The organism is Rhodobacter sp. Har01 (genome assembly GCF_020564565.1).
Classification (GTDB): Bacteria; Pseudomonadota; Alphaproteobacteria; order Rhodobacterales; family Rhodobacteraceae; genus Pseudogemmobacter.
Genome location: NZ_JAJCTD010000004.1, coordinates 44,233 through 67,000, shown reverse-complemented (window position 1 = coordinate 67,000; position 22,768 = coordinate 44,233). Strand labels below are relative to the sequence as shown.

The following is a 22,768-nucleotide window of genomic DNA, read 5'->3' as shown; positions in this document are numbered from 1 at the left end:
CATCGGGCAAACAGGGCGCATGGACCTGATCGATGACGGCCCCCCGCCCGGCAACCAGCCGGAATACACCGTGTCCGAGCTTTCGGGCGCGGTGAAGCGGGTGATCGAGGCCGAGTTCGGGCTTGTGCGGGTGCGGGGTGAGGTGGGGCGGGTCAGCCGTCCGGCCTCGGGGCACTTGTATTTCGCGCTGAAGGATGACCGGGCCAGCCTGGATGCCGTCAGCTGGAAGGGCCAGGTCGCGAAAATGCAGGTGCGGCCCGAGGAGGGGATGGAGGTCATTGCCACCGGGCGGATGACCACCTTTCCCGGCCAGTCGAAGTATCAGCTGATCGTCGAGGACGTGGCGCCAGCTGGCGCGGGCGCGCTGATGGCGATGCTGGAGAAGCGCCGCGCCGCCTTGGGGGCCGAGGGGCTGTTCGATCCGGCCCGCAAGAAGCCCATTCCGTTCCTGCCCGGGGTGATCGGGGTTGTCACCTCTCCCAGCGGGGCGGTGATCCGCGACATCCTGCACCGGCTGCGCGACCGCTTTCCGCGGCATGTGCTGATCTGGCCGGTAGCGGTGCAAGGCGAGAAATGTGCAGCCGAGGTGGCGGCGGCGATCCGCGGGTTCAATGACATCGCGCCGGGCGGGCCGGTGCCGCGGCCGGATGTGATCATCGTGGCGCGCGGCGGTGGAAGCCTTGAAGACCTTTGGGGCTTCAACGAGGAAATCGTGGTGCGGGCGGCGGCGGCGTCGGTCATTCCGCTGATCAGCGCGGTGGGGCATGAGACCGACACGACGCTGATCGACTTTGCCGCCGACCTGCGAGCGCCCACGCCGACGGCGGCGGCCGAGCTGGCGGTGCCGGTGCGGCTGGAGCTGGTGGCGGCGGTCGACGGGTTGGCGGCGCGACAGAGCCGGGCGCTGGCCACGGCGATGGAACGGCGGCGACTGCGGCTGTCGGACCTGGCGCGCGGGTTGCCGCGGCTGGAGGCGCTGACCGGCAGTGCGGCGCAGCGGCTGGACATGGCGGCGGGGCGGTTGTCCGGCGCATTGGGGCTGATGGTGGCCCGCAAGCGCGGCGCGTTCGACGCGCGCGCCGGGCGGATGCGGCCGGACCTGCTGCTGGGGCTGGTGGCGCGGCGGCGCGATGCGCTGGCGGCGCGCGGCGAGGCCTTGTCTGCGCGGCTGGCCAGGCGGGTGGAACTGGCGCATCTGGGGCTGGACAAATGGGCCTCGCGGCTGGCCCCGGCGCTGTACCGGCTGCTGGCCGATGCAGCCCGAAAGGGCGCCGAGGGAAAGACACGGCTGGAGACCCTGGGCCAACGGCTGGACGCGGCGCCCGGGCGGCGGCTGGCGGAATTGTCGCGCCGGCTGGAGTCGGTGGACCGGACGCGGCTGACCTTGGGCCATGCCGCGACGCTCAAGCGGGGGTTCGCGGTGGTGCGGGCCGGCGGGCACGTCGTCACGCGGCGCGCTGAAGCCGAGGGCGCTTCGGCGCTGGAAATCGAGTTCGCGGATGGCCGGTTGGCGGTGCAGCGCGATGGGGCGGCCGGACCGGGGACCGCGAAGCGCCCGAAGGACAAGGGCGACGGCGGGCAGGGCCGCCTGTTCTGACCGGACGATGACGGACGAAGGCGATTTCCGACCGGAAATCGTGGACGGAATTCGCGCGAATTCCGGCTTCTTCAGACCCCGAGGAATCCCTCACAGCCGATCGGGCCGTCTTTCGACGGGTAGAGCATGATCGGAACCGTGGTGCGGTCGCCCTGGAACCAGCCCATGATCCAGCCGCCGCGGTCGTGGTAGCTCCAGCAGACCGGATCATCGGGCTTGTCTTCGTATTGAAAGCAGATCTGCGCGCCGACCTGTTCCCAGGTGCCGTGGATGCAGCGGTCGCTGTCGCGCCAGATCACCCGTTGGCCGGAGAGAAAGGTCTCGACCCCATAAAGGCCAAGTTCAGCATCGTGGGTGTCCATGGTCTTGCCGCGCGTCAGCGCGTCGAAGGCCTTGGCCGACAGCGGCGGGTCATTGGCGGGCGTCTCGGCCGCGGCAGGCAAGGCCAGGGCAAAGGCAAGCAGCGCGAGCCCGAGCCGCATCACACGCCGACGTCCGGGCCGGGGCAATTCAGGCCCTCGCTGCTTTGTGCCACCTCGGACAGTTCGGACCCCGGCGCATCGTTCACCGACAGCGCCCGAAGCCCCTCGCCGTCTTGCCAGAAGGTCCAGCAATGGTCTTCCGGATCATATTCGTAGGTAAAGCAGATCAGCCCTTCCTTTTCGTACCAGCTGCCATACTGGCAGTCGTCCGCGGTGAACTTCCAGCGCACCTTGCGGCCGGGCAGGTATTCCTCGATCCCGAAGACCGAGCCGAACTGCGAATAGGTCAGGGTCTTGCCGGTGACATAGGCGTCGAACTCGGCGGCGGTCATCGGAACGTCGCCGGCCCCCGCTGGCAGGGGGGCCGAAAGGGCGAAGCTCAGGACAAGAGCAAGGCGGCGCATAGGGCGGTCTCCGGACAGGTTGTCGCCAACCTGCCAGAGACCGAAAGGCCGCGCCAGTCAGGTCGGCGTGACGTCGTCGTGATTGCCTGCGGCCGGCGAGGTGTCGGCTGCAGTGTCGGCGGCCATGGTCGCTGCCGGGGCCGGGCTGTCAGGCGCGGTTTCCGGCGGAACGGTGGCGTTGCCGTGCAGGGTGCGCCAACGCGCCAGCAGCGGCTCCATCCGGGCCTTCCAGGTGGTGGGGAACAGCGCCATGGTGCAGGCCATCGGCAGCGGCCAGGGCAGCTGCGGCGCCACATCCGGCGCCGGCAGCCGCAGCAGCGGGTAAGGCCGCGTCGGGTTGGCGTGGTGGTCCGAATGGCGCGGCGCGTTCAGCATCGTCGCCGACGACAACCAATGCGCGGTGTTCCAGCTGTGCTCCAGCCCCACCGGCGCCGTCCGGCCATCCTGAACCGCCCGGCGCAGGCCGTAGTGCTGGACATAGTCGGAGAGAAAGATCTGCACCGTGGCATGGGCCGAAAGCAGCAGCCAGACGAACAGGCCCAGCACCCCGGCGATCCAGATCGCCACGATCAACGCCAGCACCGCCCCGCCGATGTAGATCAGGTAGGGGTGCGGGTCGGTAAGTCCGCCGTTCGAGCGTGCCCGCATTTCGTTCTCGGCCTTCAGACCGGCGTCGAAGCTGCCCTTCCAGGCGCGCTGCAGGTACTGGTAGAAGGTTTCGCCCTCGCGCGCCGAGTTCGGGTCCTGGTCGGTGGCGACGTGGCGGTGGTGAACCAGCCGGTGGGCGCTGGCGTGATGGCCGACCAGCATTGCCGAATAGACCGCCTGGCCCAGGTGGAACATCGGCTTGTTGGTGCGGTGAATCAACTCGTGCGCCGCCGGATGCGCGACCTGCCCCAGCCAGAGGCCGGTGCCGAGCAGCATGAGGAGGCGTTCGATGAACGACAGCGAAGAACTGCCGGCGATCGCCCAGGTGGCGATCATCATCAGCACCAGCGCGGCAGCGCCGAGACCGACGAGAAGATTGTCAGCCGCAAGCACCTCTTGTCCCTCGGGCGCGTCCGCGGTGCCGAAGGGGAGGACCTGATCGACCACGATGGTGATCGCCGCCATGTAGAGGAAGGCGAGCCACAGCCACATCCCGCCTTGCGACGCGCCGATGGCCAGAAAGGCGGCCGGCAGCACCGTCGCCAGAGTAAAGGCTATCATCGGCACGGGGCGGGCAGATTTCTTGAGGATATCCATCATTCCAGAGGCACCTTTCTGCTTGTGTTGCATTCTATCATGTGGCGTGCCGAGGGCCAGTGACGCTGCGCCGCAGCCTGCTGCCACAGCGCGGAAATCGGCCGGTGGCCTCGGCCGCAACGGCAGGCTTGCGATCCGGCACGGCAAAGGCAGGATGCCATGCGGCGCAGCGGGCGACCTTCGGGGCGCGCAACGGCTGCTGCCCAGGGGGGAACGGATGCTTGCGGGCGTGCTGGTGATGGCGGTGATTCCCGCGCTGGTCTACCTTCTGTGGCACGCCGGACGGCCGCCGCAGCCGGGCCTGGCCGCCGCCCTGGTCAAGACCGCCTCGACCGCTCTTCTGGCTTTGGGCGGCCTGGTCGCCGGCGCGCCGGCGGCGATCGTGGCCGGCCTTGCCTTTGGCGCGTTGGGCGATTTCGCCTTGGCGCGGCCGGGCGAACGGGCCTTCCTGGCCGGAATGGCGGCTTTCGGCGCCGGTCACCTGGCCTATGCGATGGCGTTCTGGACGGGCGATCCCGGCCCCTGGTGGGCGGTCGGCGCGGTGCTGGCGTTGGCCGGGTCCACCGAGGTCTGGCTGGCGCCTCGGGTACCGCGACCGATGCGATGGCCGGTCCGGGCCTATGTCGGGCTGATCGCGGCCATGGGCGTGGCGGCATTGTGCCAGTCTGGTTCGGCGGTGCTGGCCGGGGTGGGGTTGTTCCTGCTGTCCGACACTTTGCTGGCCTGGGAAAAGTTCGTCGCCGGCAATCCGGTTCGCCTGGCCTCCCGGGCGGTCTGGGTCTGCTACTGTTCCGGGCAGGCGCTGATTCTCTGGGGCGGGACGACCGGCCTTTCCTAACCGGGGCAAAGTGATTAGGTGATGGGCATCCCAAGGGCTCAGGAGGCGGGCATGTCCTTCTTCGGCAAACTCAAGGTCCGGCTGTTCCGGTCATCCGACAAGATCGGCGAGGGGCTGGAAGCGCTGGTTGCGGAAGGCGCCGACACGCCGCCGGTCGAGGAACCTTGGGACCTGCCCGAGGACCTGCCGGACGACCAGCCGGGCGAACTGCCGGACGAACAGCCGGAAGAAGCGCCCGACGAGGGGCCGGCGGAGGCACCGGGCACCTATCCCGACGAGCTTCCGAACGAGGTTTCGCCGGAATACCGGGCCTTTGAAGCGGCCTCGGTGGCGGTCACCGCCGCTCCGGGTGCGGCGAAGGCCGGCTTTCTGGGCCGATTGTTCCGGCGCGGCGCGGCGGCCGACGAGCCGCGGCGGGTGTTGGACGATGCCATGCTGGAAAGCCTGGAGGATCTGCTGATCCAGGCCGACATGGGGGTGGAAACCGCCGCCCGCGTCACCGCCAACATCGCCGAGGGCCGGTTCGGCCGCAAGATCAGCACCCGCGAGTTGCGCCAGGCGCTGGCCGAGGAAGTGGCGCGGATCATGACGCCGGTGGCCCGGCCCCTGCCGATCTACCCCAAGCGGCCGCAAGTGGTGCTGGTGGTGGGGGTCAACGGGTCCGGCAAGACCACCACGATCGGCAAGCTGGCCAGCCAGTTCAAGGCCGCTGGCAAATCGGTCGTCATCGCTGCGGGCGACACCTTCCGCGCCGCGGCGGTGGACCAGCTCAAGATCTGGGGCACCCGCGCCGGCGTGCCGGTGCTGACCGCGCCGGAAGGCAGCGATCCGGCCTCGCTGGCGTTCGATGCGCTGACCCGCGCGCAAGCCGAGGGCGCCGACCTCTTGATGATCGATACCGCGGGGCGGTTGCAGAACCGTGCCGACCTGATGGAGGAACTGGCCAAGATCGTCCGCGTCATCCGCAAGGTGGACCCGACGGCGCCGCACAACACGCTTCTGGTGCTGGACGCCACCACCGGGCAGAACGCGCTGACCCAGGTCGAGATCTTCCGCAAGATCGCCGATGTCAGCGGGCTGGTGATGACCAAGCTTGACGGCACCGCAAAGGGTGGCGTTCTGGTCGCGCTGGCCGACCGGTTCGGCCTGCCGATCCATGCCATCGGCGTGGGCGAGCAGATCGACGACCTGTCGCCCTTCGACCCTGAGGATTTCGCCCGCGCCCTGGTGGGGCTCGAATCGGCATGAACCGCCCGGCCTTTGGCCTTGTGGCCTGTGCTGCGGTCACGCTGCTTGCAGCACCCGCCCGCGCCGAGGTCACCGACCAGACCTGCCGCCTGGCCTGGGCGCAGCTTTCCGCGCGGATGGAGACCACAGCCGAGACCATAGTTTCGGGCATGCGGCAGCCCGCGCACGATGGCTGGTGCCGGGTGACCCGCTTGGTCCTGGACCTGCCCGGGGCGCACCAGCCCGACGTGCACATCGACCGCCTCTCCGTGCGGGGCGGGATGGTGGATTGGCTGACCGGTGCGGAAGGCGCTCCCGGCGCTCTGGAACTGACCGCCACGGGTCTGCGGCTGGTTGCCGACAATGGTCTGGTGGACGACGGACCCAAGGCGCAGGTCTGGCCAAAGACCATCGACATGGCGGTGTCGCTGCGCTGGGACGCAGAGGCCCGGCTGATCGAGGTCGAGCAACTGACGCTGGACCTGCCGGGCGAGAACGACATCGCGCTCTTCGCCACGCTTTCCGGCGGACAAGGTCTGGCAAGCCTGTTCTCGCCGCCGGAGGCCCTGGGTCTGGCGGTGACCGAGGCGCGGCTTTCGATCACCAGCCACGGAATGTTCGAGACCCACCTGTTGCCGGCGATGGCCTTGGCGGTGGTGCCAGGCGAGGACGATGTCGGGGCTGCGGCCGAGGCGCTGCGGGTCCAGGCCCTGGCCACAATTGCCGACCTGCCCGCGGACAGCTTCCCCGATGCCACGAAGGATGCCCTCTCGCGACTGGTTCAGGAACTGCCCAGACCCGCCGGCCGGCTGAACCTGGCGTTTCACGCCAATCCGGGTTTCGGCCCGGTGCGCTTTGCGGGCTTTGCCCTGACGGGGGTTCCGAAGTCCATGGCCGAGGCGGCACCCTTGTTCCAGGGGGTCACGGTCGAGGCCGAGTGGACGCATGAGGCCGCGTCGGAGTGAGCGAGTGGTTGCGGACGCTGGAAGGCACGCCCGCCGGGCATGAGCTTGCGCTGGCGCTTGCGCTGATGGCGGCGGTGCTGCATGCCCTGTTCGGCGCATTGCAGAAGGGCCGTCACGACCCCTGGCTGTCCCGCGCCGCCATCGACGCCAGCTACGGCCTGATCGCGCTGCCCTTCGCACTGTTCGTGGTGCCCTGGCCCGAGCCGCACATGTGGCCGATCTTCGCCGGGGCCTTCGTCATCCACGCCGTCTACAAGGTGTTGCAGGCGATGACCTACACCCGCGGCGCCTATACCGTGGTCTATCCGGTGGTGCGTGGCACCGGCCCCTTGTTCACCTTCGCCGCCGCTGGCGTGGTTTTCGGCGAAACCTACGCCCCCGGCCAATGGGCCGGCCTGGCGCTGCTCAGCGCCGGCATCCTTGGCCTTGGCGTCTACAATGCCCTGCACCTGACCGAGGGCCGCGCCAGCCTTGGCCCGGCGCTGGGCTTTGCCTTCGTCACCGGCGCGCTGGTGGCCGGCTACACCACCTATGACGCCTACGGCATCCGCGCCACCGCCGACCCCTTCACCTTCCTGGCTTGGTTCTTCATGCTGGACGGCATCTTCATTCCGGTCGTCACCCACCGCCGCTGGCGGTCGCTGGCGGTGGCCGACATGCTCCCCCTGCTGAAACGCGGCCTCCTCGGCGCCTTCGTGGCCTATTTCAGCTTCGGCGCCATCATGCTGGCGACAAGGCTGGACAAGGTCGGCGAGGCCGCCACTCTGCGCGAGACCTCTGCCGTGTTTGCGGCCTTGATCGGCTGGCTGGTTCTGGGCGAGAAGGTGGGGCCTGTCCGCACCGCGCTGATGGGTGTGATCGCGGCAGGCGCGGTGCTGATCGAGGCGATGGGGTAAGGCATGGCGGAACGGCGGATCAATCCGATCTTGAAACAGGTCCTGGAACTGGGGCCGACGATCCTGTTCTTCGTGATCTACATGTGGATCAAGGACGACAGCTTTCGCATCGCCGGCACCGACTACTCTGGCTTCATCATTGCCGCGCTGGTTCTGATCCCGATCCTGCTGATCTCGATCGCCGCACTTTGGGCGCTGACCGGCAAGCTGTCGCGGATGCAGATCTTCACCGGCCTTGCGGTGCTGTTCTTCGGCGCGCTGACCGCCTGGTTCAACGACGAGCGCTTCTTCAAGATGAAGACGACGCTGGTTTACGGCAGCTTTGCGCTGCTGCTTGGCATCGGCCTTCTGCGCGGCCGCAGCTACTTGCAGTTCGTGTTGTCCGAGGCCCTGCCGATGCAGCCCGAGGGATGGATGATCCTGACCCGCCGGCTGACCCTTGGCTTTGCCCTGCTGGCGGTGGCGAACGAGGTGGTCTGGCGCACCCAGTCGACCGAGCTTTGGGTCAAGCTGGAAACTTTCGCCTTCCCGATCGCGTTGTTCCTGTTCCTGGTGCTGCAGATCTCGGCGCTGAGCCGCTATGTGATCGAGCCAGCCGACCCGGCCAAGGACAAGCCGCCGCAGGGTTGATCCGTCGGATGCCGCGCAACCGGCAAGCTTCTGCCCCAACCCTGCCGTTTTTCGCCGATACGCAAGACCAAGACGTTCTTGGGGCCGACAAGCATGCTGCGCCATTTCATCGAATCGCTTCGCCTGTTCCTGCAACTGTTTCAGGATCTGCCGCCCCTGCCGCGCTGGACCTTTCTGCCCGGCATCGTGCTGATTCTGGCCTATCCGCTGATGTCGGTGCTGTTCGGCACCGGGTCCGAGGGCCAGGCCTTCGTGACGGCCTTCCTGCTGGCGCTGGCGGTGCGGATCGCGGTGCGGTTCGAGGATCTCGTGGCCCAGCTTCGGGCGCGGTTCGGGCGCAGCGAAACGGCCATGATGGCGCTGGTGGCGGCGCTGACGCCGCTTCTGCTGCTGGCCACGGTCGATGACTCGCTGTGGTGCCAGCGGCTGCAGTCAGCCTATTACATCATCTTCGGAGCGATGTTCCTGTCCGACATGATGGCCGGCCGCAATGACATGGCCGAGCGGTTCTGGCCCTGGCCCGAAATGCGCCGGCACCTGCCGACGATGACCCGCGTCATGGTGCTGTTTAACCTGGCCTTCCTGCTGCTGAACGAAACCCTGATCCATACGGTCGAGCCGTCGCACTGGCTGCTGTTCTGGGTGCTGCTGCCGGTGCTGTCGCACGCCGTGCTGGCCGCGCTGGCCGAGACCGTCCTGAACCTGGACGACGACCGCGACGCCACGGCCTGACGGCGCGGCGTTGCCGTTTCCACACCGCAAGCCGCTTCAGGGTGCGGCGCGGACAGACCCCGGCGCGCGACCCAGCGCCGGCGGTTCGGGGGCGGGTTCGTCAGCCGCGGCGCCTCCGGCCGGCTGAGCGGGGGCCGGGTCAAAGCCCGGACCTTCGCCGCCGGGCGCGCCGGGCGTGGTGCTGGGCGGGCCGGCGGGTTCGGGCGCGGGGACCGGCGCCGGGTCAGCAGGCCGGGCAATCGTCACCATCTGCGGCGCAGTGACCGGCAGCGGCCGCAGGCTGCAGTCCGCCCCCTTGTCCTGAACGCATCGGCGCAAGGACAGCAGGACAGCATCGGCCAGACGGGTCTGCGGCAGATAACCCTGCGCGGCCAGCGCGGGCACCCAGCCCGATGCCACACCGGGGTCGATCCAGGCGGCCTTGTAGAAGGTGTCGAGGGCGACATCGCTGCGGCCAAGAGCCAGGTCGATCTGGGCGGCAGTGTCCAGCATGAAGCCCTGCGCATCCGGGCTGTCGCGCAAGGGCTGCGCTGCGGTGTCCGCCCCGGCAAGGTCGCCGGCGAGGAACTTCTGCCAGGCGTCGAGATTGGTCACCTGCAGGTCGTCGGGAAACTTGGCCTTCAGGGCCGCGACTTCGGCGGCGGCCTCAGCGGCCGGGCGGCCGAGAAAGTCCTGCGTCTCGATCCGCAGCCCGCGCAGCGAGATTTCCCAGCCCGGTGCCAGGTCGGGGAACCGCTGGGCGTCGAGCAAGCCGTCGGAAGTTGCGAGCACCGCGTCGTATTGCCCCGCCGCGAACTGGGCGAAGGCCTTGTTGCCAAGCGCGTCGATATAGTCCGGAAAGACCTGAAGGGCTGCGTCAAAGGCCTGCATGGCCTTGTCCTGCCTGCCGGCCGCGTGCTGGCACCGACCCTGAAGGTTCAGGAACCAGGCCTCATCCTGCATGCCCTTGAGTTGGGGCAGGCTGGCGTCGAGATCCTCGATACAGGCCTGCTCGCGGCCAAGGTTGAACCACGCCTCGGCCCGGTCCGCCCGGGCATAGGGGTCCTGCGGTTCCTGCGCCATGGCCTGGCCGAACATCGCCGCCGCCGTTCCGGGTTCGCCAAGCGCCAGATAGAGCCGCGCCAGTTCGGCCCAGTAAAGGCCGCGTTCCGGGTTGTATCGCAAGGCCTCGTGCAGAACCGGCAGGGCCTCTTCGTGGCGGCCAAGAAGGCGCAGGGTGCGGCCCTGGTTGAACACCAGATGCGCCGCGCCCGAGCGGTCCCAGATCTGGCCCAGTTCGGCCTCGCAATCGGCCAGGCGCTGGTTGAGGTCGATGCCTTCATCCGGGTCGGAGCAGGCGGCGGCGGCCGGGCTGGCCAGCACGGCAGCCAGGGCGATGAGAGAAAGCGACAGGCGCAAAGGCATCGGACACCCCGGGATGGAGAAAATGAATTGACCCGGAGCCTTGGCCAGACCGTCCGGAAAATCAAGTGCGGCCATCCGGGGCCATCCGGGGCCCTGCGGTTGACCGCAACGGTTGGAAGTCGTATGCCCCGCTTCCGTGGCGCTTTGTGACCGGATTGCGGGCCACGTTAAACATTCCGCTAAAGAGGGGACGGGTGACCCCGGAGCCTTGATCGGTTTCGGGGTTTTTCCTTGGCCTTGGGGGGCCGTGATGACGAAGGACTGGAAGACGCGCACGAAGCTGGTGCATGAGGGTATCCGCCGCAGCCAGTATGGCGAAATGGCCGAGGCGATCTTCCTGACGCAAGGATTCGCCTACGACAGCGCCGAGGCGGCCGAGGCGCGCTTCATCAAGGCGGGCGAAGATGAGTTCATCTATGCCCGCTACGGCAACCCCACCACCCGGATGTTCGAGGATCGCATCGCCGCGCTTGAGGGCACGGAAGACGCCTTCGCCACCGCCAGCGGCATGGCGGCGGTGAACGGGGCGCTGGTGTCGATGCTGAAAGCCGGCGACCATGTGGTCAGCGCTCGGGCGCTGTTCGGATCGTGCCTTTACATCCTTGAGGAGGTTCTGGGGCGCTTCGGCGTGCGCGTCACCTTCGTTGACGGCGCCGACCTGGCGCAGTGGGAAAAGGCTGTCATTCCAGGCACAAAGGCGGTTTTCTTCGAGTCGATGTCGAACCCGACGCTTGAGCTGGTGGACATCCGCGCCGTCAGCGCGATCGCGCACAGTGTGGGCGCCACGGTGATCGTGGACAACGTCTTTGCCACGCCGGTCTTTTCGCGCGCGGTGGAGCAGGGCGCCGATGTGGTGGTTTATTCCACCACCAAGCACATTGACGGCCAGGGCCGCGCGCTGGGCGGCGTGATCTGCGGCACCAGGGACTTCATCCGCAAGGTCGCCGAGCCCTACATGAAGCATACCGGCGGCAGCATGAGCCCCTTCACCGCCTGGATGCACCTGAACGGGCTGGCCACGCTGGACCTGCGCTGCAGGGCCATGGCCGACAGCGCGGCCAGGATCGCCGAGGCGCTGGAAGGCCACCCGAATGTGGCCAAGGTGATCTATCCGGGCCTTGCCTCGCACCCCCAGCACGCGCTGGCGATGGCGCAGATGGGGTCGGGGGGCACGCTGGTGAGCTTCGAGGTGGCGGGCGGCAAGGACGCCGCCTTCCGGTTCCTGAACGCGCTGACCATCGCCAGCATCTCGAACAACCTGGGCGATGCCAAGACCATCGCCACCCATCCGGCGACCACCACCCACCAGCGCCTGCCGCAAGAGATGAAGGACGCGCTGGGTATCTCGCCGGGATTGATCCGGCTTTCGGTGGGGCTTGAAGACACGGACGACCTGATCGCCGACCTGACCCAGGCGCTGGCGGCGGCGTAAGGGTCGCAAACGGCGCTTGTGATTCGGGCGCGAATGCCTATCTGATGAACAGCCTGCTGCGGACCAGAGTGATCCGGCGGCGGGGATGGCCCGTAAGACTCTCCGGAAATTGACGGCAGCACCGCTTGCCCGAACCGAAAGGAACGCCCTGATGAACGTCCACACCCCCGAGATCGACCGCAAGCCTTCGCGCGAAGAAGCGGAAGCTGCCTTGGCCGTTCTGCGGCAATGGGCGGGCAAGTCCAGCGATGACGAGATCGCGCGGCTGGATCCGGTGGTGGGCAACCTGCTGCCGGGGCAGGCCTATCCGGTGCTGAACCGCGTCTATCCGGCGGATTTCGTGGCGGATGAGGCCTACAAGGCCAGCCTGCCCGATTTGCAGAACGGCCCCGCAAGCCTGATCGTGGGCGAGAAGCAGACGATCCAGCACGTCGGGATTTCGAACTTCCGCCTGCCGATCCGCTATCACACCCGTGACAACGGCGACCTGACGCTGGAGACCTCGGTCACCGGCACCGTCAGCCTTGAGGCGGAAAAGAAGGGCATCAACATGAGCCGCATCATGCGGTCGTTCTATGCCCATTCCGAAAAGGATTTTTCCTTCGCGGTGATCGAGCACGCGCTGGACGACTACAAGCGCGACCTCGGGTCGTTCGACGCGCGCATCCAGATGCGGTTTTCCTTCCCGGTGAAGGTGGCCAGCTTGCGGTCGGGGCTGATGGGCTGGCAATATTACGACATCGCGCTGGAACTGGTCGAAGCGGCCGGGGTGCGCAAGAAGATCATGCACCTCGACTATGTCTATTCAAGCACCTGCCCTTGCAGCCTGGAACTGAGCGAGCACGCCCGGATGACCCGTGGCCAGCTGGCGACGCCGCATTCGCAGCGCTCGGTGGCGCGGATTTCGGTGGAACTGGTGGGCGCGGCGTGCCTGTGGTTCGAAGACCTGATCGACCTTGCCCGCGAGGGCGTGCCGACCGAGACGCAGGTGATGGTCAAGCGCGAGGACGAGCAGGCCTTTGCGGAACTGAACGCGGCCAACCCGATCTTCGTTGAGGACGCGGCACGCAGCTTCTGCAAGGCGCTGAAGGCCGATCGCCGGGTGGGAGATTTCCGCGTGGTGGCCAGCCATCAGGAATCCTTGCACAGCCACGACGCGGTCAGCCTGCTGACCGAAGGCGAGACCTTCGCGCAGGAAAGCCTGGAACCGCGGCTGTTTGCCAGCCTGATCCACGCCGGGTGAAGGGGCGGGTTTGACCTGACCCGCCCAAGGCCCTAAGCCTTGCGGCCATGATCGACTTGCGCCCTGTCGCCTATGTGATCGGAAGAATCCTGATCGTCCTGGCCATCCTGATGGTGGCGCCGGCCATCGTCGACTGGCGCGCCGGCGATCCGAACGGCTTTGCCATCGCCAAGGCTGCCGTCATCACCGGCTTTGTCGGCGCGGCGGTGTCGATGGCCACGACCAATGCGCTGGCCACCCAGCTGGACGTGCGGCAGGCCTATCTGCTGACGGCGGCGATCTGGACGGTGCTGCCGGTCTTTGCCGGCCTGCCCTTCATGCTGGGCGAGCCGCACCTGCGCTTCATCGACGCCTTCTTCGAGGCCACCTCGGGCCTGACCACCACCGGCGCCTCGGTGATCTACGGTCTGGACAAGTTGCCCGATGGGATGAACCTGTGGCGCGGCATGACCAACTGGCTGGGGGGCCTCGGCATCGCCTTCATCGCGATGATCTTCCTGCCGCTGATGCGGATCGGCGGGATGCAGTTCTTTCGCACCGAAGGGTTCGACACCTTTGGCAAGGCGCTGCCGCGGGCGACCGACATCGCGCGGCAGCTGCTGTATGTCTACGCCATCCTGACGGTGGCCTGTATCGCAGTCTATTCGGCGATCGGGATGCCGCCGCTGGGCGCCGTGGTGCATGGCTTTGCCACAATCGCGACCGGGGGATTCTCGCCCTACGACACTTCGTTCGGGGGCTTTCAGGGTGCCGGTGAATATTTCGGCGCGTTGTTCATGTTTCTGGCCAGCTTGCCCTACATCCGATACGTGCAGTTGCTCAATGGCCAGGCCACGCCGTTGTGGAGAGACAGCCAGGTGCGGGCCTATGCGCGCTGGCTGCTGACGGCGGTGCTGATCGTCACGGTCTGGCGGGTGCTGACCTCGGACATGGCCGTCGAGCCGGCGTTCCGTGAAAGCCTGTTCAACCTGACCTCGATCATGTCCTCGACCGGGTTCTTTTCCGGCAGTTTCCCCGGCTGGGGCGGGCTGATGCTGATCGTGGCCTTCGTCATCGGCGTCTGCGGCGCCTGTTCGGGGTCATCGGCAGCGGGCCTGTCGGTTTTTCGGGTGCAGGTGGCGATGGCGGTGGTCCGCCGGCAAGTGCGGCAGATCACCAACCCCTCGGCGGTGGATCCGGTGAAATACGACGGCCGGACGGTGGAAGAGGACGTGATCCACGCGCTGATCATGTTCATCTCAAGCTTCATCGTCATCCTGGGCGTTCTCAGCGTGGCAATGAGTCTCCTGGGGGTGGACCTGGAATCGGCGCTGTTCGCGGTCTGGACGACGCTGGGCAATGTCGGCTACGGCTTTGGCCCGCTGGTGGCGCGGACCGGCACCTTCATCGACTTTCCCGATGGCGCGATCCTGATCATGACTCTTGCCATGATCCTGGGCCGGCTGGGCTTGCTGGCGATCCTGGTGCTGCTTCTGCCGACGTTCTGGCGGCGCTAGGGGCGTTGGCCTTCGTCTCGGTCTGCACCTCGGCGCTGGCCCCGGCGGCGGGGCGGGTCTGTTCAAGTTCAAGCCCCAGGGCGCTGGCCAGTTCGTCGTCCAGCTGGCGCACACGGGCCACATAGGCCGGGTTCAGATGGCTGGGCTGGCCGGGCACCCAGAGCGATGCAAGGTCGCGCATCCCGGCCCGGTCGAGGCGCCAGAAGGTCTGCGAAAGCTGCGACGCCTCGTATTCGGTAAATCCCATGTTCTCAAGCACATATCGCCCGGCTCTCACGGACGAGTCGAAGGTCTCGCGGACAATGTCATTGGCCCCGGCCTGATACAATTCGTAGACATGCACCCGGTCGCGGGCGCGTGCCACGATGTGCAGGTCGGGCCGCAGGCTGCGGGCGTGGCGGACGATCTTCAACACGTTGTCGCGGTCGCCGACCGCCACCACCAGCACCTCTGCCGTGGCCAGACCCGCGGCCTCCAGCAACTCGGGGCGTGACGGGTCGCCGAAGAATCCCTTCACCCCGAAGCGGCGCATCTGCTCGATCACGGCCATGTCGGAATCCAGCACCACCGTCGACACCCCGGAGGAGCGCACCAGCCGGTTCACCACCTGGCCGAAGCGGCCGATGCCGGCGATCAGCACGCGGCCGGTCTGGTCAATGGCATCCGGCTTGCGCGCGGGACCGCCAGGAACGATCTGCCGGGCGATCAGATCGTAAAGCAGGAACAGCAGCGGTGTCACCAGCATGGAAAGGCTGATGACCAGCATCACCACCTGGCCGGTGCCCAGGCTGAGGGCGCCTTCGCTGCGGGCGAAACCGACGATCAGGAAACCGAACTCGCCGCTTTGCGCCAGCGCCAGGCTGAACAGGAAGCGATCCTTGCCTTTCAGTCCCGAAAGCATGCCCAGGCCAAACAGCAGCGCCGCCTTGAGCGCGATCAGCCCCAGTGCCGCACCAACGATCAGTCCAGGTGCGCGGAGGAAAACGTCGAAATCGATGCCGATGCCGACGGTGGTGAAGAACAGGCCCAGCAACAGGCCCTTGAACGGCCGGATGTCGGCCTCGATCTGGTGGCGGAATTCCGAGTTTGCCAGCACCACGCCGGCGACGAAGGTGCCAAGCGCGGGTGACAGGCCGGCCAGCATCATCAGGAAGGCGATGCCCAGAACGATCAGCAGCGAGACGAAAGTCGACATCTCGGGCAGGCGCGAGGCGTGGACAAAGCGGAACACCGGACGCGACAGGAAGTGCCCGGCCAGCATGATGGCAGCGACCAGGGCCAAGGTCATCAGGGTGGCGGCATAGGACGGCAGCGACTGGATGAAGGTCAGAAACGGCTCGGCGGCGGGCAGGGCGGATTCGGCCGCCGGATCCTGCGGATTGACGATGCCGAAAAGATCGGCGGTGGGGCCGACGATGCCGGGCAGCGCCAGCAGCGGGATAACGGCCAGGATCGGCACCACCGCGATGTCCTGCATCAGCAGCACCGAAAAGGCCGCGCGCCCGCCGGGGCCGCGCATCAGGTTCTTTTCCGCCAGGGTCTGCAGCACGATGGCGGTCGAGGACAGCGACAACAGAAGCCCGATGGTCAGCGCAGAGCGGACGTCCAGGCCGACCAGTGCCAGAATCAGGGTGATGGCCGCCGTGGTGGCCACCACCTGCGCCCCGCCCAAGCCCAGCAGCCGGTGACGCATGTCCCACAGGATGCGCGGTTCCAGTTCCAGCCCAATCAGGAACAGCATCATCACCACGCCGAATTCGGCAACGTGCTGAAGGCCCTGGCTTTCCGCACCTGCAAGGCCCGACACCGGGCCAAGCAGGATGCCGGCGGCAAGATAGCCCAGCACCGAGCCCAGGCCCAGGCGCACCGCCAGCGGCACCAGCAGCACGGCGGCGCCAAGATAGAGGCTGGCCTGGAAGAGGAAGGATTCCATCACGGGCGGGGATGTCGGGGCCTGAGGGGTGTCTCGCGCAGCCTAGGCGCGATGGGCAGTCGAATCCACTCCGGGACGCAAGGGAATGTCGTCGCGCGGCCGCAGATTCGTCTGATTGCCGGCCGAGCGGCCTAGCCCTTGGGCATTTTCAGCGTGACCAGACGGCCGCCCTTCTGGTAGCGCACCTCGGACTGGGTGATCGCCTGCACCGTGCCGCCGTCGATGCGGTCGCCGACCTTGACCTTCTTGTACTTGCCGGTCGACAGGCGGATCAACGCATAGCGCTTGGACGGGGTGCCGTAGACGCCGATCAGGTTGGTCTTCGACAGGTTGATCGCGTTGGTGAAGGTGGCCTGCTTGGCAACGCTCGCCTTGGTCGGGATCTTTGGCGAGGCACTGGCGGCGACCTCGGGCTGGTCGATCTCGTCCTGCTCTTCCGGCTTGAGGTCGGGTGCCGCGCCATCGTCCTTCGCGGCCGATTTCTTCTTCGGCGCGGCAGCGGCCGCCGGCTCGGGCATGCGCACGGCTGCGGCCACGGCGGCCTCGACAGCGCGGCTGAAATCCTTGGGCTTCTCGGCCGGGCGGCGCGAGATGGACAGCAGGGAGGGGTTCGCGGCATCGGCCGCGGCGGCTGCGGCCGCTGTCACCGATGCGCCCACATCGGCCGGAGCGGCCAGCGAGGCGCCTGCGGTCTCGGCCCGGGCCTTTTCGCCCGCGGCCAGAACGGTCACCGGGCGGCCACGAGGCCGCAGGCTGGTGACAACGGTCGCCGGGTCGGCATCCAGCGCCGCATCGTCGGGATTGGCCGGGAGCAGGCTTTCTGGCCTGGCGCGCGGGCGCCGATCGGCGAGGTCGGGGTTCGGCTGGGCAGCCGGCGGTGCGGCTTCAGCGGCGGCTTCGGCCGCCGGGGCTGCACCGTCCGCCGTTTCGACGTCCGCAGCGGGCAGGGGCAAGCCTTCAACCAGCGCTGTGCCCTGGGCCGCCGCATCCGGGGCAGGGGCGACGGCCGAGCGCGCCTCGGTCGCAGCCGCCTCGGCCACGGCGCTGCGCACCGGCGGCACCAGCGGCGGCTTGCCGGCATAAAGCAGAACGCCCTCGGGACTGAGAATCCCATCGGGCGTTGGTACGAGCAGGCCGTTTGCATCGAAGCGGTAAACCGTGCCGAAAGCCGGCGGTGGCATCGGTGGCGCCGGCAGGTTGTCGGCCGTGGCATCGACGAGCGGCAGGGCAAGGGCGTCGAAGGCCGGCGGCGGCGCGTCGTTTGCGGCCAGGAAGATCTCGTCTTGCTGGTCAAGCAGGGCGCTGGCGACCGGTCCATCCCCCGTTCCTGCGCCGGTCTCGGGCGCGGGTTCGGGCAAGGGAGCGGGTGTTGCGTCCGCACCATCGGCAGCTTCCATGTCGGCTTCGACGGTGGTCTCGGCTTCGGCCGCCGGGTCCACCGCCGGTTCGGCAAGCGCCAGAACGTCGTCCCCTGTGGCCAGAGCGGCGGGATCTTCGCCATCGGCCAGCATCTCGTCCTCGACCGCGGGCGTCGTGGTTCCGGTTGCCACGCCCGTTTCGGCCGGCTCGGGGTCGCGGGACGTGAGGTAGAACGACGACCAGGCGGCCACCAGGGCCAGGCAGACCAGCAGGATAACGGTGAGAACCAGACCCAGGTGGCGCAGCCTGCCGCGCTGGGCCGGGCGGCCGGCAAACGGGCTGCGCCCCAGCGAGCGGGCCGCATCGGCTGGTGAGGCGGCCGTCTGCAAGGCAGCGCCAGAACCGGTGACGTTGAACTGGGGCTGCGGCTTGGCCTTGACCCTGCGCGTGCCGGGAATCGACGGTGCCGTTACCAGCGCCGTCGGGCCGCGCAACGCGGTCGACTTGGCGCCGGGAATGGCCGGCCGCGCGCCGGCCTGCGGCGGGCGCGGCATCGGTGGCAGATCTTCCACCGGCTTGCCGCGCGCCGCGCGGGCCAGGGTAGCCGCATCGGGGCGCGTGGCGGCGCCAAGCGGCGGGGCCACGCGGGGCGCGGAATCCGGCTCGGTCTCGCCGGCGCGGCGGCTGGCAAAAGCCATCATCGCTGCCGCCGAAGGCGCGGGTGGCAGGTCGGTCTCGGGCGGCGCATCCAGTACCGAGGGCCGCGCATCCGCGCGCACCGCAGCCGTGGACGGCGGCGGCGCGATGTCGTCCTCGGCCTCGGGGAAGGCCATCGGATCTGTCACATGGGCAAAGGGCGCCTCGTCCACCTCGGCGGCCGCCGGAGGGGCCGAAACCAGCGGCGGCAGCCCGTCCGACCTCGGCAGGATGTTATCGTCGCCCGAGGCACGGAAGGCCGGCGGCTGCGGTGCGGCGTCCGGTCCTGCTTCGGCCCGGAGACTGGACAACAGGTCCTCGGGCGGGGATCGCGGACCCTCGGTCTCGGGCCAGGCGTCGTTGCCGGCAACGCGGGGGGCGTCGGCCTCGGGCGCGGCCTCAGGCAAGGCGGAGGGCGCGGCATCAGGGATGTCCCGCGGCGGCACGGGCGGCAACGGCGCTTCGTCGGCCAGCGGGGCTGCCGTCATCGCGGTCCCGATCACGGGTCCGGACGTTGGCGAAGGTTCCTCGGGCGTGAAAGGCGAAGGTTCCTCGGGCGTCAGATCGGCTTGGGCTTCGGCCGCGGCTTCGGGCAGGCTGGCCCGGGCCGGCTTGCGCGCGCCTTTGGGGGCGTCGAGGATGCTGATCGTGGACTTGTCGCGCAGCGCGGCGGCCTTGTCGGCGGGCAACGCGGCGGCGGCGCCGGCCGGACCGAACCAGGGCTCGCCCGTGAAGCTGCCGGGCTCTGGGATCGCCACGAACGAGACCGGATCGAATCGGTGCTGGGTGGCGAACGCCTCGGCCTCGGTCAGGGTATTTCGGTCAACGGCGACCACCTTGACCGTCTTGCCCTTGCCCGACCAGTCGAACACCATCTCGTCGGCCTTGAGCGAAGTGCGCGTCTCAAGCGCGGCGACGATCTGGGCGCGACGTTCCTCCTCCGAGGGTCCCGGGGCCTCGATTTCGGCGTAAAGCAACTGAGAATTCGGGATTACCAGCTTGCTGGAGAACCCGCCGGGCGCCATGCCGAGGGCCGTGTTGCGGAGGTAGTCCAGCGCCTCATCCAGGTCGGGGGCGTCGAACGGAGTCTCGCCGACCTGGACCCAACCCTTCGCGGTGCGGTGCAGAAGCGAGATGCTGGTGTCGGTGAAGTTCAGGGCGAAATTCGGTTTCATGCCGCGCATCTAGCATATTGGGCTGGGGCCCGGAAACGCACCCCTCGGACCAATTCCTCTTCTACAGCAGGATTTTGCCGAAAGGAAGGAAAACGCCCGTGATCTGCCCAAGGATTGTCTTGTGGACAGCGTCATAGCGGAGAAAGGTTGCGGCAAAGCAAAGGAGACCCCTGATGCGCATCCCCCCGATCCGTTTCCCGGCTGGCCTGGCGTTGGCGCTGGCCCTGCCGCTGGCTCCGCTTGCGGCGGCGGCCGAAACCGCCGCACCGCCCGCGACAATTACCATCACCGGTGAAGCCAGCACCGAGGCGGTGCCGGACCTGGCGACGCTGTCGATTGGCGTGACCACGGTGGGCGAGACCGCCGCGGCCGCACTGGACGGCAATTCGGCAGCGATGCAGGCGGTGATCGACCGGCTGAAGGCCGCCGGAATCGAGGACCGCGACCTGCAGACCACCGGCCTGTCGGTCAATCCCAACTGGGACAACAGCAAGAGCAGTTCCTACAACGGCGAGATCTCCGGCTATACCGCGTCGAACATCCTGACAGTCCGCATCCGCGCCCTGGGCGGGCTCGGCCAGATTCTGGATGCGGCCGTGGCCGACGGGGCCAACACCTTGAACGGCTTGAGCTTCGGCCTGGCCGACCCGCGCCCGGCGATGGACGAGGCGCGCAAGGCCGCGGTGCTGGATGCGCGTGGCAAGGCCGAGCTTATCGCTGCCGCCGCCGGTGTATCGCTGGGTCGGGTGATGAGCATCAGCGAGGGCGGCGGCTACGGCGCACCGATCCCGATGTACAAGGCCGAGACGGCCATGGCCGCGGTGCCGGTGCAGCAGGGCGAAGTCAGCTATTCGGCCAGCGTGACCATCGTCTACGAAATCGCGCCGTAATCCTGCCGTGGGCCGGGATTTCCCCCAAAGCATCGTCATTCCGGCCCGTTTCTGCCCCAATCCCTGCGTATCCCCCCGCCAAAGGCGCAGGTGTAGGCGGGGGTAGCCGATGGTTCGTGGTCCGGTCAGTTTGGCGATTGTCGGCTTGATCATGCTGGCGATGCTGGCTTTGGTCGCCGGCGGGCCGCGGGTGTTCGAGAAGGTGCTGCCGGAAAGCGCCATCGTCTGGCTTGAAACCTTCGGCGGCGAGCCGGGCATGGTCTCGGCCGATGGTGGCTGGGCGGGCAGCCCGGACGGTGGTGGCGATGCCTCAAGCAACCCGTTGGACTATCTGTCCGATACCTCGGAAGGCTGGGAAGCGAACGGACCGATCGCCGCGGCGGCGGGCGGTGGTGCGGTGTTCATCGACGCAGCCTTCGCAGACTATCGCAAACGCGGAAACGGAGAGGCTGCGGCAAAGGCGGAAACGCTTGAGCCGCTGGCCGGCTGCGCGCCGACGCCGCCCTCGGCGACGGCCTTCCTGGCGCATGTCCGGGCCAGCGTCTCGTCCAGCATCCCGCTGGATCTGGCGACCTATGACGACGCGGATCTGGCCGCGGCAGCACAAGCCTTCGCCCGGACCCTGCGGACGACCGGCACCAAGCGCAAACCCCTTCTGGCCGGGGTGGTCTTCACCGCCTACGACGTGGCGGTGACCGAGACGGAAAGGCCCGTCTATCTGGTGCTGGAGGTGCCCCAGGGGCTGCGCATTCTGAACCTGCATCTGGCCCCGGGTGCCAAGCTTGAGCGCGTGGTGCTGCTGGGAGGCGAGCAGGCGGGCGTTGCGAACCTGCCCGAAGGCGTGCCGGTCGAAGTGATGCGGGACGCCGAGATGGAGGCCTGCGGATTGCGTCCGTTCTATCCGCTGAACCCCAATCACCTGTTCTTCCAGTCGGTCGAGAACGGCGCGATTCAGGGCGAGGAGCTTGAAACCCGCTTGGCCGAATTCGCCCGCTTGGAGGCCGAGTGGGACGCCGCCTTCCGGGCGATGTTCGGCGCCGGTGCGGCAGAGACGCTGATCGGCGGCTGGGACGAGGGCACGCTGGCCCTTGCCGGCCCGGTGCCCGCCACGCCCGAGGCGCGCGCCGTCTGGACGCCCTACGCCGGCGCCACCGTGCGCATGACGGTCGACCAGTATGTCCACCATCCGGGCCTTGAGGCCGAGGGCGCCGATTTCGCCTCGAAGGTCGAGGCCATCGCCACCGCCTTTGCCTGGGGCGACCTGAAGAACCTGAAGCCGGGAGTGAAGTTCTGATGCTGGTGCGGATCATCCTGTTCCTGGGCATTGCGCTGGTCTTGCTGGCGGGCGGCGCTGCCGGCTGGCAGGTTCTGGAAAGCCGCGGGATCGAGCCTCTGGCTTTTCTTCGCGGTGCAGAAGACGCCGGGGAAGCGGAAGCAGAGCCGGTGGCCGCGCAGGACCAAGGCGCCGCCACGCCTGCCGCGCAGCCCGAGCCGGCACAGAACTGGCTGATCACGCCCGGCGGTGGTCTGGTCGACCGGCCCACCGTGGCGGCCTATCTGGCACAGGACCGGCTTGTCGAGCGACGGCTGGCCACTGTCATAAGGCGCGCGCCGCTGAGCGACCTGCTTTCTGAAGGCGAACAACTGCCGGGCACGCCGTTCCTGGAGGCCTTTGCGGACATCCGCGCCCAGGTTCTGGCCGACCGGGAATGTGCCGCTCTGCTGCAAGGCTTCGCTGCGCGCTGCGAGATGGTGTCGGCCGGGGTCGAGGAAGGCAGCGTCGATGCCGCCGCGGGGACGGCCGAATTCCAGATCGTGGTCGCCTATGCCCTGGCGCCGTCCGCGACTCCGCTGCCCGACCTTTCCGCCGTCGTGCTGCGCGAGGAGTCCGTGACCGTGGTGCCCGAGACGGACGGGGCGGCGCTCGCCGGTTCGACCGTGCTTGACGGTTTTGCCAAGGCCGCACAGGACCTTTGCCAGAAGGACGGGGCAGAGCTGCCGCAGTGCCGCATCCTGTCGGTCTCAGTCGATCAGGAAAGTGAAGACGGCGCTTCGGCACAGGTCTGGCTGGCTTGGCTGGCGCCGATGCCGGCGGGGCTGTATCCGGCCCCGCCGCTGAACTGA

At 68.1% G+C, this 22,768-nt stretch carries 19 protein-coding genes and 1 riboswitch; of the genes, 13 read left to right on the top strand and 6 right to left on the bottom strand.

Annotation, left to right across the window (positions count from 1 at the left end; genetic code table 11):
* Nucleotides 1-19: 19 nt before the first annotated feature.
* On the top strand, nt 20-1,597 hold the full coding sequence (gene xseA, locus LHP98_RS11050; protein ID WP_227252598.1) for an exodeoxyribonuclease VII large subunit: 1,578 nt from the start codon (nt 20-22) through the stop codon (nt 1,595-1,597).
* 71 nt (nt 1,598-1,668) lie between these two features.
* Here the strand turns inward: xseA and LHP98_RS11045 are convergent, their stop codons facing one another.
* Genes LHP98_RS11045 through LHP98_RS11035 form a run of 3 tightly spaced genes read right to left on the bottom strand, consistent with a single transcriptional unit; the run spans nt 1,669 to nt 3,731 of the window.
* Complete coding sequence (locus LHP98_RS11045) at nt 1,669-2,079, bottom strand: hypothetical protein (RefSeq protein WP_227252597.1); 411 nt, start codon at nt 2,077-2,079, stop codon at nt 1,669-1,671.
* A complete protein-coding gene (locus LHP98_RS11040) occupies nt 2,079-2,483 on the bottom strand; it encodes a hypothetical protein (RefSeq protein WP_227252596.1) in 405 nt (134 codons plus the stop codon). The genes LHP98_RS11045 and LHP98_RS11040 overlap by 1 nt, the downstream gene beginning before the upstream one ends.
* A 57-nt stretch (nt 2,484-2,540) precedes the next feature.
* On the bottom strand, nt 2,541-3,731 hold the full coding sequence (locus tag LHP98_RS11035; protein WP_227252595.1) for an alkane 1-monooxygenase: 1,191 nt from the start codon (nt 3,729-3,731) through the stop codon (nt 2,541-2,543).
* Between the two features lie 214 nt (nt 3,732-3,945).
* Between LHP98_RS11035 and LHP98_RS11030 the strand changes: the two genes are divergently transcribed.
* The 6 genes from LHP98_RS11030 to LHP98_RS11005 all read left to right on the top strand — a co-directional run bounded on the left by LHP98_RS11030 (nt 3,946) and on the right by LHP98_RS11005 (nt 9,016).
* Nucleotides 3,946-4,566 carry a lysoplasmalogenase gene (locus LHP98_RS11030; protein ID WP_227252594.1) on the top strand — a complete coding sequence of 207 codons (621 nt, stop codon included), beginning with the start codon at nt 3,946-3,948 and terminating at the stop codon, nt 4,564-4,566.
* Nucleotides 4,567-4,617: 51 nt separating this feature from the next.
* Nucleotides 4,618-5,814, top strand: coding sequence for a signal recognition particle-docking protein FtsY (gene ftsY, locus LHP98_RS11025; protein WP_227252593.1), 1,197 nt, complete (start codon nt 4,618-4,620; stop codon nt 5,812-5,814).
* The gene (locus tag LHP98_RS11020) at nt 5,811-6,758 is read left to right on the top strand and encodes a hypothetical protein (protein ID WP_227252592.1); all 948 of its coding nucleotides are present in this window, start codon (nt 5,811-5,813) and stop codon (nt 6,756-6,758) included. The genes ftsY and LHP98_RS11020 overlap by 4 nt, the downstream gene beginning before the upstream one ends.
* Entirely contained in the window at nt 6,755-7,654 is a 900-nt protein-coding gene (locus LHP98_RS11015) for an EamA family transporter (protein WP_227252591.1), read from the top strand. The genes LHP98_RS11020 and LHP98_RS11015 overlap by 4 nt, the downstream gene beginning before the upstream one ends.
* Nucleotides 7,655-7,657: 3 nt before the next feature.
* On the top strand, nt 7,658-8,284 hold the full coding sequence (locus LHP98_RS11010) for an inner membrane-spanning protein YciB (protein ID WP_227252590.1): 627 nt from the start codon (nt 7,658-7,660) through the stop codon (nt 8,282-8,284).
* A gap of 93 nt (nt 8,285-8,377) precedes the next feature.
* Entirely contained in the window at nt 8,378-9,016 is a 639-nt protein-coding gene (locus LHP98_RS11005) for a hypothetical protein (RefSeq protein WP_227252589.1), read from the top strand.
* 36 nt (nt 9,017-9,052) lie between these two features.
* On the opposite strand, the gene LHP98_RS11000 is transcribed toward LHP98_RS11005, so the two are convergent.
* Nucleotides 9,053-10,420, bottom strand: coding sequence for a tetratricopeptide repeat protein (locus LHP98_RS11000; RefSeq protein ID WP_227252588.1), 1,368 nt, complete (start codon nt 10,418-10,420; stop codon nt 9,053-9,055).
* 126 nt (nt 10,421-10,546) lie between these two features.
* A riboswitch (SAM riboswitch) is annotated at nt 10,547-10,624 on the top strand.
* Nucleotides 10,625-10,670: 46 nt separating this feature from the next.
* Between LHP98_RS11000 and metZ the strand changes: the two genes are divergently transcribed.
* The 3 genes from metZ (at nt 10,671) to LHP98_RS10985 (ending at nt 14,591) form a co-directional block, all read left to right on the top strand.
* Complete coding sequence (gene metZ / locus LHP98_RS10995) at nt 10,671-11,852, top strand: O-succinylhomoserine sulfhydrylase (protein ID WP_227252587.1); 1,182 nt, start codon at nt 10,671-10,673, stop codon at nt 11,850-11,852.
* A gap of 151 nt (nt 11,853-12,003) precedes the next feature.
* Nucleotides 12,004-13,095, top strand: a complete 1,092-nt coding sequence (gene folE2 / locus LHP98_RS10990; RefSeq protein WP_227252586.1) for a GTP cyclohydrolase FolE2 — start codon at nt 12,004-12,006, stop codon at nt 13,093-13,095.
* Nucleotides 13,096-13,142: 47 nt separating this feature from the next.
* Nucleotides 13,143-14,591: a TrkH family potassium uptake protein gene (locus tag LHP98_RS10985; RefSeq protein WP_227252585.1), complete on the top strand. Its 1,449-nt coding sequence runs from the start codon at nt 13,143-13,145 to the stop codon at nt 14,589-14,591.
* Here the strand turns inward: LHP98_RS10985 and LHP98_RS10980 are convergent.
* Together LHP98_RS10980 and LHP98_RS10975 are read right to left on the bottom strand one after the other, a co-directional pair.
* Nucleotides 14,509-16,524, bottom strand: a complete 2,016-nt coding sequence (locus LHP98_RS10980; RefSeq protein ID WP_227252584.1) for a cation:proton antiporter — start codon at nt 16,522-16,524, stop codon at nt 14,509-14,511. The two genes, LHP98_RS10985 and LHP98_RS10980, sit on opposite strands and share 83 nt — an antisense overlap.
* Before the next feature lie 131 nt (nt 16,525-16,655).
* The gene (locus tag LHP98_RS10975; RefSeq protein WP_227252583.1) at nt 16,656-19,754 is read right to left on the bottom strand and encodes a hypothetical protein; all 3,099 of its coding nucleotides are present in this window, start codon (nt 19,752-19,754) and stop codon (nt 16,656-16,658) included.
* A gap of 173 nt (nt 19,755-19,927) precedes the next feature.
* Here LHP98_RS10975 and LHP98_RS10970 point away from each other — a divergent pair, with 173 nt between their 5' ends.
* The 3 genes from LHP98_RS10970 to LHP98_RS10960 all read left to right on the top strand — a co-directional run bounded on the left by LHP98_RS10970 (nt 19,928) and on the right by LHP98_RS10960 (nt 22,768).
* Nucleotides 19,928-20,644 carry an SIMPL domain-containing protein gene (locus LHP98_RS10970; RefSeq protein ID WP_227252582.1) on the top strand — a complete coding sequence of 239 codons (717 nt, stop codon included), beginning with the start codon at nt 19,928-19,930 and terminating at the stop codon, nt 20,642-20,644.
* Nucleotides 20,645-20,753: 109 nt separating this feature from the next.
* A complete protein-coding gene (locus tag LHP98_RS10965; RefSeq protein ID WP_227252581.1) occupies nt 20,754-21,938 on the top strand; it encodes a hypothetical protein in 1,185 nt (394 codons plus the stop codon).
* Nucleotides 21,938-22,768, top strand: a complete 831-nt coding sequence (locus LHP98_RS10960) for a hypothetical protein (RefSeq protein WP_227252580.1) — start codon at nt 21,938-21,940, stop codon at nt 22,766-22,768. Before LHP98_RS10965 ends, LHP98_RS10960 begins: the two co-directional genes overlap by 1 nt.